Annotated in this window: 10 protein-coding genes; 4 read left to right on the top strand and 6 right to left on the bottom strand. The window is 52.7% G+C overall.

Annotated elements, in window-relative coordinates; all coding sequences use genetic code 11:
• The first annotated feature begins 173 nt into the window (after window positions 1-173).
• Window positions 174-980, top strand: a complete 807-nt coding sequence (locus HY774_05275) for a M48 family metalloprotease (GenBank protein MBI4747876.1) — start codon at window positions 174-176, stop codon at window positions 978-980.
• 215 nt (window positions 981-1,195) lie between these two features.
• On the opposite strand, the gene HY774_05270 is transcribed toward HY774_05275, so the two are convergent.
• Window positions 1,196-2,155 (bottom strand): hexose kinase, encoded by a 960-nt coding sequence (locus HY774_05270; GenBank protein MBI4747875.1) that lies wholly within the window; start codon window positions 2,153-2,155, stop codon window positions 1,196-1,198.
• 120 nt (window positions 2,156-2,275) lie between these two features.
• Window positions 2,276-2,431, bottom strand: coding sequence for a hypothetical protein (locus HY774_05265; GenBank protein MBI4747874.1), 156 nt, complete (start codon window positions 2,429-2,431; stop codon window positions 2,276-2,278).
• Window positions 2,432-2,523: 92 nt separating this feature from the next.
• Here HY774_05265 and HY774_05260 point away from each other — a divergent pair, with 92 nt between their 5' ends.
• From HY774_05260 to efp, 3 genes are all read left to right on the top strand, one after another.
• Window positions 2,524-3,024 carry an STAS domain-containing protein gene (locus HY774_05260; GenBank protein ID MBI4747873.1) on the top strand — a complete coding sequence of 167 codons (501 nt, stop codon included), beginning with the start codon at window positions 2,524-2,526 and terminating at the stop codon, window positions 3,022-3,024.
• Between the two features lie 157 nt (window positions 3,025-3,181).
• A complete protein-coding gene (locus tag HY774_05255) occupies window positions 3,182-4,501 on the top strand; it encodes an HD domain-containing protein (protein ID MBI4747872.1) in 1,320 nt (439 codons plus the stop codon).
• Window positions 4,502-4,783: 282 nt separating this feature from the next.
• Window positions 4,784-5,356: an elongation factor P gene (efp, locus tag HY774_05250; protein MBI4747871.1), complete on the top strand. Its 573-nt coding sequence runs from the start codon at window positions 4,784-4,786 to the stop codon at window positions 5,354-5,356.
• A gap of 79 nt (window positions 5,357-5,435) precedes the next feature.
• Here efp and HY774_05245 read toward each other — a convergent pair whose 3' ends face one another.
• From HY774_05245 to HY774_05230, 4 genes are all read right to left on the bottom strand, one after another.
• The gene (locus tag HY774_05245) at window positions 5,436-5,900 is read right to left on the bottom strand and encodes a transcriptional repressor (GenBank protein ID MBI4747870.1); all 465 of its coding nucleotides are present in this window, start codon (window positions 5,898-5,900) and stop codon (window positions 5,436-5,438) included.
• 49 nt (window positions 5,901-5,949) lie between these two features.
• A complete protein-coding gene (locus HY774_05240) occupies window positions 5,950-6,315 on the bottom strand; it encodes a hypothetical protein (GenBank protein MBI4747869.1) in 366 nt (121 codons plus the stop codon).
• 172 nt (window positions 6,316-6,487) lie between these two features.
• Window positions 6,488-8,392: a response regulator gene (locus HY774_05235; GenBank protein ID MBI4747868.1), complete on the bottom strand. Its 1,905-nt coding sequence runs from the start codon at window positions 8,390-8,392 to the stop codon at window positions 6,488-6,490.
• A gap of 443 nt (window positions 8,393-8,835) precedes the next feature.
• Window positions 8,836-11,223: a response regulator gene (locus HY774_05230; GenBank protein ID MBI4747867.1), complete on the bottom strand. Its 2,388-nt coding sequence runs from the start codon at window positions 11,221-11,223 to the stop codon at window positions 8,836-8,838.
• Between the last annotated feature and the right edge of the window lie 513 nt (window positions 11,224-11,736).

Raw genomic sequence — 11,736 nt, 5'->3', positions numbered from 1 at the left:
GTCCGAACTTTGAGGTTCTGGGCCGAGAGTTGCATTTGGCGGTGATGAGACTCCGGAGTAAGCCACAGTTGATCAAATCTTTTTTTCAAGGAGCTGGTTTAGACATCTAAAAAGTTAAGTAAATTATGCAACGGTCAATAAAACTTGTCACCACATGTTTTTGGAGCAAATTTATGGAAAACAGCCGGGGAAATTTGAAAGTTCGACTGGTCATTGCCGTGGTGGTGGCCCTCGGAGCGATCTTTGGGTACTTTCGGTCAACCCAAAAAAACCAGATTACAGGTGAAGTTCAACAAGTCGCACTGACTGAAGACCAGGAAGTCGCGCTTGGGCAGCAAGCGGCGCCGCAAATGCTCCAGCAATATGGTGGGGAGTCCTCTGATCCGAAGGAAAATGCCCGAGTTGACCAGATTGGAAACCGGCTGGTGCAGCAATCCACCGCCCGCAACAGCAAGTACCAGTTTGAGTTCCATGTTTTGAATGATTCAAAAACCATCAATGCCTTTGCCCTTCCTGGCGGGCAGGTCTTCATTACCCGGGCGCTCCTGACACAGTTGAAAACTGACGGCCAGTTGGCAGGCGTGCTCGGTCACGAAATCGGACACGTCATTGGTCGTCACGGCGCGGAACACATGGCGAAACAAAACCTCACTCAGGGCCTGGTTTCCGCCGTCGGAGTTGGGGCTGATAGTCAACAGGCCGCCCAGCTTGCCGCCGCCATCGGCAATCTGGTCAATATGAAGTATGGCCGCGAAGATGAACTCGAATCCGACACGCTTGGCGTTCGCTTTATGTCCGAAGCTGGCTATAACCCCCAGGGCATGATCGGAGTGATGGAAATCCTCGCTCAGGCGTCTAAAGGCAACCGAAATCCAGAGTTTTTCAGTACTCATCCCAACCCTGAAAACCGGATTGATAAAATTAAAGCGGCCATCCAGGAAAAATTTCCACAGGGTGTACCAGCAAATTTGGAAAAATAAATACGGGGCTGAAAAAAACAGGGCTTGGGTCAACTTCCCGTTTTCTTTTGGGAATCAGGCATTTGGATTGAGCATCCCGGAGGGCTGCCGTTCGGATAGCCGGTGGTTGCGAGGTTTTGGGAGCTACCACCGGGAACAGGTTCGTTCTCTCCAGTGCTCCCCCGCTTCGCGGTGCAAGACCAAAACCTGGACGTGGCAGAACGCGCCCCAGGAACTTATTTTTTAACGCTCCCTAAGCCCGTTTTCTTCAGCCCAATTTCATTCACCATTCGCTCAACCTCCGCCGGGTCAAGCGTTCGCCCATATCGGGTAAAAGTCGTTCCCGAGGCCAGACCAAACTGCACGGCTTCCAGAAGGGGCAACTGTTTTTGCTGGAGTCCACAGGCAATCCCAGCCAGCGTGGCGTCTCCGGCACCGGTGTGAAACAGCCGACCGAAGGTTGAGAGATCGGGTACGGTCAAGTGCCAGATTTCGCCAGCATTCGTCAACAGCACGGCGCCTTGTGCCCCAAGCGTGATCAAGGCATTTTGCGCTCCACGCAAACACAATTCACGACCGGCCTGGATGGCATCCAGTACCGTCGCTACCGACTGACCGAGTGCGTTCCCGGCTTCGTGGTGATTTGGTTTGACCAGCCAGGGGTTTGCCGGGAGCACTTTCAAGAGATCGGCTGGTGAAATATCAACCAGTACCCGACAGTCAGCCGTCTGGGCCTGACGGGTCAACGCCTGAAAAATGGACTCGGGGGACTGTGGCGGAGCACTTCCGGAAAGCAGAACCAGCGACCCAGGTTTGATCCGCTCGCCAAACCGTTGACGATAGGTGAGCCACTGGTCAGCGGTGGGTGATTCACCGGGCTCGTTCCAGACGGTATCTTCGCCCGTGGATTCATCATATCCAATTGAACAGCACCGGGTTTCGACGGTGGTTTCGATCACACAGGGGACGATTCCCTCTTGTGTGAGCAACCGCTGCAGCAGTCGCCCGGTGTCACCGCCGAGAAACAAACAGACCTCAGCCGGAGTCTGAAGACGGCTGAGAACTCGGGCAACATTGATCCCTTTTCCACCCGCCACAAGCTGGACAGACCGAGACCGATGAACCATTCCAGGCTGGATTTTCGAGAAGGTAAGCAGACGATCAACAGCAGGATTCAGGTTGACGATAACAATCATTGTGGTAGGCTTTGGCAGCAATTACAGTACAGTTCATTCCAGTTCGAAACAGATTCTGTGATCTCGACCACCTCGACCACCACAACTTCTGTTTCTCGCATGAAGCATTCACATTTGTTCTCAGCATAAAGTGTCATCAATTTTTATCTTGTCCAACCAGGCGGGAAACTTTTCAAGTTTGCCCAGTTGGTCGTGAAAACCATTGATTTCACTTCCTTTAGCAAATTCTGAGAGCTCATTCCATTTTATTTTATTCAGGCTTTCGACATCTGACATCCTGATATACCGCCCTGCAACCTCATCCCTTGCAGCCAGTGCGGACGAGATCAATCACCAGGGGGTTGATGAACGGACCAAAAGGATAATGTATGGCTGATCACGAGTACGACAATCCAAATCGCGGCGCAAAAAACGTGGGCGTTATGCCGCGCCGCCCAACACGCTATCGCCTGATCAAAAAAGCAGGAACGGTGAATATCCTCGAAGTCACGGGCCGCATGGCACCCAGTGAAGCCAATGACGATTTGTGCAAACGCATTGACTCGATGATTGCGGCTGGCGAAGTCAACTTCCTGCTTGACCTGAGTGGTGTCAGCTATATCAGCAGTACCGGTGTCGGCAGTCTTTTGCAATGTTACCAGCATATTGAACAGGCCAACGGTCAGTTAAAACTCCTGAAACCATCCCAGAGCGTGAGTCATATCATCAAGATTTCACGACTTGAAAGCGTCTTTCGAATGTATGATGACGAAGAGAAAGCGCTCAAGAGTTTTGAAGAGCAGCCAGCGGCGGCGGTTGTCGAAGATACCAGCGGAACGGATTCAAAAGAAAAGAAAACGCGTGTGCGCCGGGTAAAACCTGAAGCCTGACCCAGAGTCCAGCGTCTCTGATCTGGGCAGGGTGTTTGAGCCAAAACTGTACCTCTTTCAACCTGTGTTCTTGTCAAGCGACTCCTTTCAGCTCGGAATTTCCCTCCAGCCTGTTACTCAAGGCATCAACAACCTGATTTCGGCCAGATGGTGAGCTATGCACGAACTGACTCACAATGTTGATGCCCCTGCCAGCAGCGGTTATCGCAATTTTCGAGACCCAGTCCACAATATCATTTCCCTGGATACCGACACGGTTGAAGGTGCCCTGCTCAATCGCCTGATTGACAGCTCAGAAGTTCAGCGATTGCGTCGGATTCGCCAGGTTGGGTTGGCTTACTTTGCCTATCAGGGGGCCGAACACAGTCGCTTTGCCCATAGCATTGGGACAATGCACCTTTCCCAACGCATGCTGGCCCGAATTGAGCGGCGAGTTTCCTTGAGCCGATTTGAGAAAATGGCCACGATGGCGGCTGCCCTGCTCCACGATGTTGGGCACGGGCCGTTTTCGCACACAATTGAACCGATTGCCAAATTCCGGCATGAAACCTGGACGATTTCCCTTCTCACCGATCCAACCAGCTCGCTCAACCAAATCCTGATAAGTGTTGACGCGGACCTGCCGGCGGCGATTGTTCAGATCTTGCAGGGCACCTTTTCCAAACGGTTTCTGTGTCAGGTGGTCTCGTCGCAGTTTGATTGTGATCGGCTGGATTATTTGCTGCGGGATTCGCTGATGACCGGCGTCAGTTATGGCCACTATGACCTGGAATGGCTGTTGTCCTCATTGGAAGTTGATCCGGCGGCCAATACGCTCTTTATCCGGGCCAAGGGCTTGCACGCCATCGAAGAATTCATCCAGTCTCGCAACCGGATGTTTCGCCAACTGTACTTTCATCATTTAATTAAAGCTGCCGAAGCGGTCTTTTCAGGTGCGATTGAACGGGCGGTTGAACTCTTTCAAGCGCAAAAGCTGGTGACTGACGACACGACCAGCGGGTTGATGAATTTCCTGACCGGAAAACCCCTGACGGTTCAGCAATACCTGTCACTGGATGATGTTGATATTTTATGGCATCTCAAACGGTGGGCCTTGAGCGCCGACCCGGAACTGGTTGATCTGGCAAACCGATTTTCTGACCGGCGGATGTTTAAAACGCTGGACGTGCCGCCAGATATGACGGATGAAACCGTCGAACAAATCCTGCATCAAGGCCAGGCACTGGTAACCGGCAGCCCAATTTCGCCGCATCGGGCCGTCACTGTCCAACTGAGCCGGGACATTCCCTATTTTCGCCCTGGCAGCGGAAAACACCCGATTCTGGTCGAACGCGGCAGCGGAAAATCAGGACTGGCCGATCTGATTGACGTTTCGGAAATTGTCGCCAGCATCCAGCCAGTTCGCCTGCGCCGATTGTGCTGTGTCGGAGAATTGCGACCAGCGATTTCGGCATTGCTCAAAGAGCATCAACCTTAGTTCAGGGTTCAGGGTTCAGGGTTCAGGGTTCGGGGTTCAGGGTTCAGGGTTTTCGAAATTGATGTTGTTATGGTTTTCGCCGCGTAGCGATGGCTGAATTGAGGCAGGTTGTTCACGACCTGCTGGGGTTCCGGGTTCAGTAATTGAAAAACCAAAAGGATAAACAAAAACGAAAACCCTGAACCCCGAACCCCGAACCCGGAACCCGGAACCCGGAACCCCGAACCCCGAACCCCGAACCCTGATTTCTTATTCAACTGCATTCAAAGGAGTATTTCGTGCATGATCACAACCGCAGAATTTAAGCGCGGTGCGCAGATTTTAATTGACAACGAACCGTTCAGTATTGTGGATTACTCGGTCCAGAGCCCATCGGCTCGGGGCGCTTCGACCCTCTACAAGACGAAAGTCCGTCACCTCATTACCGGCAATATGTTTGACAAGACCTTCAAGGCCGGAGACCGCTTTGACGAACCAGATGTGGAGGAACGCGAAGCCCAGTATCTGTATGAAAGTGGCGGCGAGTATTTCTTCCTGGATCAAGAATCGTTTGAACAATTCGGTCTCCCAGCCGAGAAGATGGAAGATCTGATTCCGTTCCTGGCCGAAGAAGCCATTGTGAAATCAATTCTGTTCAATGGTGAAGTGGTGGGGGTGAAGCTGCCTCAGTTCCTGGAATTTGAAGTGACTGAAGCTGAACCCGGCGCTCGCGGAGACACCGCAACCGGGAAAGTGTTGAAAAATGCCAAAATTTCAACCGGCGCCAGTGTCAAAGTGCCGATTTATCTCGAAGTTGGCGAACGCATTCTGGTGGATACCACCACCGGCGAGTTTGTCAAACGCGCCAAATCCTAACCAAACTGTCAGTACCGCCTGCGTGAGCGGGTGGGTAGCAAATGGACAACCCCACCCGCTCCGCAGGTGGTACTGACCTTTATCTTTTCAGGCAATAGGGTGGAAGCTCGGCTTCCTGGTTGTGAAAAGCACGGCAGACGCCAAAAAGCCGGTGGCTGTGGCTTTGGATCAGAAAAGAGTGTTCTTTGGCAATTTCTTCCTGGAGACGTTCGATTTCCGGGCTGAAGAATTCGATTAAGGCACTGCACTCGGTACAAATCAGATGATCGTGATGGTCATGTTTATATTCGTGTTCATACCGTGTCCGACCATCGTTAAATTCCACGGCTCGCGCCAGTTTTGCTTCAACCAGAAGGTGCATGGTTCGATACACAGTGGTAAAGCCGACGGATGGATCCCGGTGCTTGACCAGATCATACAGTTCTTCGACGCTGAGGTGTTTTTCCGTCTCCAGAAATACTTCTAAAATCAAATCGCGCTGGGTGGTGCGTTTGAGCTTGGCTTTCTGGAGGTGACGATGAAACACTTCCATTTCTTCTTTCATGCACAAACCTCTATTCTGGGGGAGTCGCGGCGGCATCCAGTCAACCTCATCACGCACTCAACTCCAGCAATAATTCAGGAAGTCGGGCGGAAAATTCAGACCGGGGGATGACTTTTGAACAACCGGCTTGCATGGCTGCCTGGCGTAACTCCTTTTGAATGTGTGAAATAAAACCCAGGATTTGAATTGAATCGAGTTCAGCTTCGGCTCGTACTCCTGAAATTACGTCCAGAGCATTGACTCTTTGGCTATTGAGATCAATGAGCAACCAGGCGGGATGGAACGCTCTGACTTTGGTCAGAACATCTTCTGGACGACGGGCAAATTCGACCTTGATACCGGTTTGGGTACTGGCTTCGTTAATTTTGGACGAGAAAAATAGATCGGTTCCAACAGCAATGATTGGTTTTGACATAGACTCCAGACGCAGCATGAGGCTGGGATATAGCTTTTCAGATCAATATTGCCTGGGACGCCAGCATCCTGCCGGCAACTGATTGAAGATCAAGCGATTGATACCGGCAGAATGCCGGTGCTCCCAACCAGGTTTCTTTTTCTGGAAAGCTATAGCCACCAATCGGACTTCGTCAAATCACTTCACCGCACTTGAGACAAAAAACGTCACCATGATTGATTCCAGCGCCGCAATGACGACAGACCATCATTGAAACAGATTCCACTCTGATGGCTTCAAACGACCCGGTGGTGCCGGGTAAGGCCGTATTGCACACCCGGCAGAAAATGTCGCCTTCCGTGGCCGGAGACCCACATTCGATACACACCGCCAGATTGGATTCGATTGGGACTTCAAACAGAGAATTGGCAAACGGATCGGTATTGATGGTTTCCACCACTGGGGTTGGAACCATCACGTCCTCAAGTGCCAGCGGGGCGGCCTCACTGGCTACATCACCTGGGTTGTCTAAAAACTCGGTCAGGGTTGAAACTTCAACCACAGGCTCAGGAAAAGCTTTACCAGGATTCCCCGTCTCACTCATTTCCTCAACTGTGGGCGAGTCTTCGGCTTCAAATTCGGACATCAAGGCTTCAATGACTTCCTCGGGTGTGGAGGACACATCCACTTCATCAAAATCAAGTGACGACCCTGATTCAATACCTGAAGCTGGCAGCGTAGACGGGGCCAGAGTTGGGCGATTCAGTTCCCAGGCAGCCCGCCGATCATCAAAGTAGGTTGGAACCGATTCCATAAACTCCCCGGTCTGAGCATAGGGGATTTCAACCTCACTCACGGCCAGCGAACTCCCATCCTTTTGGACCAAACCATGAATTTGAACTGTTCCTTCGGCCTGATCAAACGAGATGGTGGCACCGCCGGTCGGGTCCATCGCAATCTCGGTGGTCTGATTGAGCGGAACGACAAAATTCTGGGTTGGAATTGAAACCGGAGGCAAGGGGGCAAATGGATTTGGGGTCGGATGCGGATCACTGATGCCTGAGACCCGCTGTCGCAGCCCTTCAACCGAAGTTCCCATCATGGCGGCAAACAGCGCGGCGTCTTCGTCTGAAAGCTCGGTCAATGCCTGTTCAATGAACGCTGGATCCGTCGGCAGCGACACGGCTTCGTTAGCGCCGGTGGTTCTCAAAAGATCCTTAAAAAAGGACTTGTACTCTCCGCGGGCAACCACCGTAAACGGATCTTCCAACTCAGCCGTCGGTGGACCAGGGCGGGTGGAGGGCGTTGGCACCACAGTCGAGGTCACGGTCATCACCGAGCTTGCAACCGCCGGAGTTTCTGAATATTGGGCCGGAGAAACAGCACTGGCCTCAGTCCAGGGAGAAACCGGAGCTGGTGACGTCCAGGCACTGGCCGCATAGTTCACATCAGCCGCTGGGGCAGTCTCCTCCCACGGTGCTTGCGGCGATGGGGGCGATACGGATGACGGCTGATCAGGGACAGTGGATTCCCAGCTTTCACGGGCCGGAACCGCAGTCGAGCTGACGCCTGAATCCATGACATCGGGTGACAAAAACCCATCCATGTCCTGATGAGTGGCCAGAAATTCAGATGGAAGCCCATCTTCCACTTCTGGAATGGCGGCGACATCCTCAGCGACATCCGACCAGGAGGCTTCCGGTGGCGGAGGTTCTTCTTCATCTGTAAAACCATAGGCAATCCAGGATTCCAGGATCGCTGACAAGAGCTGGTCCTGGTCAATTGGTTTCAATAAGACCTGATCCGCACCGGAACGAACCGATTCGCGGGTATCAAACGGCTCAAAATCACTGCGCAAGAGGATGACTGGAATGGGGAGGCCCAGGGTTTGCTTAATATGGCGACAGACTTCATAGCCGTTTTTCCCAGGCATTAAAATGTCAATCAACGCCAGTTCCGGCCTCATTTCCCCTGCCCGCCGGGTTGCCAGATCGCCATTCCCAACCGCCACGACTTCATGGCCCTGTTCTATTAAGAATGCCTGCAGACTTTTGCGAACCGTAATGCTGTCGTCTGCGACCAAAATTCTTCTTCCCATACCCACCTGTTCGGACTTCCCTAGAAAATATCCCTTCTTTCAACACTTCCAGACAAAGCCAGCCCCAAAGGTCAATCCAGGTTCGGCCAAAGCCCATGTTTCTCATCTGTTGGGAATCTTGAAAAAGAGATGCAGCCTTGTTTGTATCAAAAAAATGAGGGGAGATTCAATCTTTCAGAATTATGTGAAGGGTGAAATGACTCAATGACAATCTGACAAGGTGACAAGGTGACAAGGTGACAAGATGACAAGGTGAGGTATATCTCATTTGGCGATCTGTCACCTTGTCATTCAGTCACCTTGTTACCTGTCATTCGATCACCTTGTCATTCAGTCACCTTGTCACCTTGTCATTCAGTCACCTTGTCACCTGTCATTCGGTCATCTTGTCATTCAGTCACCTTGTCACCTTGTCATTCGGTCACCTTGTCACCTGTCAGGTATCAGGCGCCTTTCCCAATAAACTTGACCCGGCCTCCTTCGACCTGGACTGAAAATACCACTCGCGGGCAGTTTAACTGGCCTTTGATTTTGGAAGACTGCTCGACCAGGATGCGATGGAAACGCTGGAAGGTGAACTCATCCACGGCTTCCCCACACTGTCGCTTAGCGGTCACCACGGCTTCATACAATTTTTGAGCCAGTTGCACTTCGCTTTGCGGATCCTGAAAGACAATACTGACATCAACCGGACCGGTTGATTGCCCACCTGCCGGTTTTGACAGTGCCGCAACTGGGGGTTGTGGTGGCAATGAAGGCGTCAGTGGCATTTGTGGCGGTTGCCCAGGATAGCCCGGTTGTTGCGGCATATTGCCTGGCGGGTAGCCGCCACCTGGATACCCTGGCTGCTGGGGTGGTCCTGGATACCCGGCCCCAGGCGGGTAGGCCATCCCTGGGTACTGTGGCATCTGGCCTGGAGGATATTGCGGCGCTCCGTAGGGTGAACCATAGGGAGAGGGGTAGCCACCCGAATAGCCGGGATACGGCGACTGGGGGTAGCCAGGGGGATAGCCTGGATAGCCTTGTGGGGGATATGGCTGTTGATCTGGCGCCGCCGGATAGGTTCCAGATTGCCCCCAGTTTCCGGGTTGTTGCGGCGGCTGGGGAAACATCTCCGCCGAAGGAAACATTCCCGACTGGGCCCACCCGCCTTGCTGTGGCGGTCCAGGTTGCGGTGACATCGGCGGCCCAGGCATGGGAGGCATTCCTCCGTATCCAGGATTCATTGGAGGAACTTGTGGCGTCAACGGTTCAGTTCCTGGCTTGGGTCCCGACATCGGATACCCACCCGAAGGATTTGGCTGCAACGGCTGGGCAACCAGTGGCGGTGGTGGCGGTTGAGGCGCCACCTGTGCTTCGGGCGGCAACAGCGTTTTTCGAATTTCAGGCGACCAGAGCGCCGCCAGAATTCGCAACTGGTCCAAATCTCCATCACAGCGGGCCACACAGTCACCAATCGTCCGGGTACTATCAACCATACTCAGGACTTTGCGGACCAGATCCGGGTTGATATGCGCGTACCAGCCTGGGGAAAATCCAGGTGGGGGAGCGGCTTTGGTTTGTAAATCAGGCAGATGAGCCATCAACTCCTGCTCTTCATCAAACCGGCGGAGGGCTTCCAAAATCAGGTCAGACGCACGCATCTTGATGACGTCCTGATTTGCCACCGGCTGTGGCAGAAATCGAAACGAACCGTCGTTCCACCCAACCACCGTGAAGATCACCTGCAATCCGCGTTTGGTGCCGCACTCAGCATCCACGGCAGTGCCCTCGCGAAAGTAAATGGATGCTTTTTGCTGATTTGGATGCACCATTTGCAGGAGGCCGGTTTTACGTTCACGCTCAAACTGGTTGAGCAGGTCCACCACGCTGGTGGCCGCGAGCTGGCCAACTGCCGGTCGGATTGGCTTGGTTCGACGCAGCAGGCGTTTGACCCGAACCGGGATTTCCTTCACGCTAAAGGGCTTGCTCCAGTAATCCTCAACCCCCTTCTCAAACGCGGAGATCTTTTCGTCTTCCTGGTCGCGCGAGGTCAGGCACACAAACGGCACGGCACTCAACACATCGTCTCCCTGCAAGGTGGCAAAAAGTTGACTGCCATCCATCTTCGGCATCATGAGATCCGAAATGATAATTGATGGAGTTTGCTGGCGGGCTTTTTCGAGGGCTTCGACCCCATTGTTGGCCGTGATGATCTGGCATCCAAGGGGGCGAATGATTTTTTCAAGAATCATCAACACGTGCGGTTCATCATCAACAAGCAGAATCAATCGGTCAGAGAAATCCTCTTCTCCACCCGCACCGCCTCCGGCACCGGTGTCAACCCAGGTCGCTTTGGCCCCCTGCATCCACTTCTCATCGCGCTCCTGAATCATTTCCCGCAGTTCTTTGCGGTAATCAGCATCTTTTTCGCCGAATTCCGGCAACATTTTCATGAAACCAGTCGCGGCTTCGGGTTGTTGCGCGGCAATGTAGAGCGTGATGACATGACGGCAATGCTCATAGGCCCGGTCAAACTGCTTCAACTCAAAGTAGATGTTGATCATCTGCTTGAGGATTGTGGCCCGGTGGTCGCTATCAACCATCCGCTCTACTTTTCGGTAAAAGGCCAGCGCCAGTTCATGCTGTTTGGTTTGACGATACAGATCAGCCAGTTGGATAAAGTGGGAAATCGCCGCGTCTACGTTGTTGGCCGCTTGATAGGTCTCAGCGAGTCGGCGGAGGGCTTCTGCGTTCTGGGGATTTTCCTGAACGAGACGATTGAGTTGCTCAATCTCCCGGTTGAGTTTCAACTGATCTACCTGTTTGCGAACATTCTTGAGGATATCCATAGCAACGTGCGGCTACCTTCCATTGAAAGTCTCTAAGGCTTGCCAGGGGTGTATCAAGCCGAAAACGCTGAGCCAGATCTCAACTGCGGCTCAGCACCTAACAGAAACCGAAAGGAAACCTCCGGTTGCAACTGGCAAGAGGCAAGGCTGGTTGCATCCATCAGTTCGAATTTGACGTCCCTTGCACGACACAGTGTATTTCACCGTTTCCTGGCAAAATATAGCGTGCACCCTGTTCCTCACAACGCTGGCTGGGCACGTTTGAAGAAAGCTGATTGAAAGAAAACAAAGGGCTTTTGTTTTCAGGGAATGAGCGGCTCGTTTAGGGTTCCAATTTGTGAAGCGTAATGAGAGGGGCTTGCGGTGAAGCAGGCCAGGTGGTTGGAATTATAGATTGAAGAGAGCCAAATGCAAGGTGGACAAGACTTAAAAGGAGGTCGGGTTGGGTTGTCAAGCCAGATCACAGCGGATCAAGGCCGACACGATACTCAGGAGGAAAGTCAATTACCATCA

It is taken from the genome of Acidobacteriota bacterium, assembly GCA_016208495.1.
Taxonomy (GTDB): domain Bacteria; phylum Acidobacteriota; class Blastocatellia; order Chloracidobacteriales; family Chloracidobacteriaceae; genus JACQXX01.
This window is presented reverse-complemented; position numbering and strand designations above follow the sequence as displayed.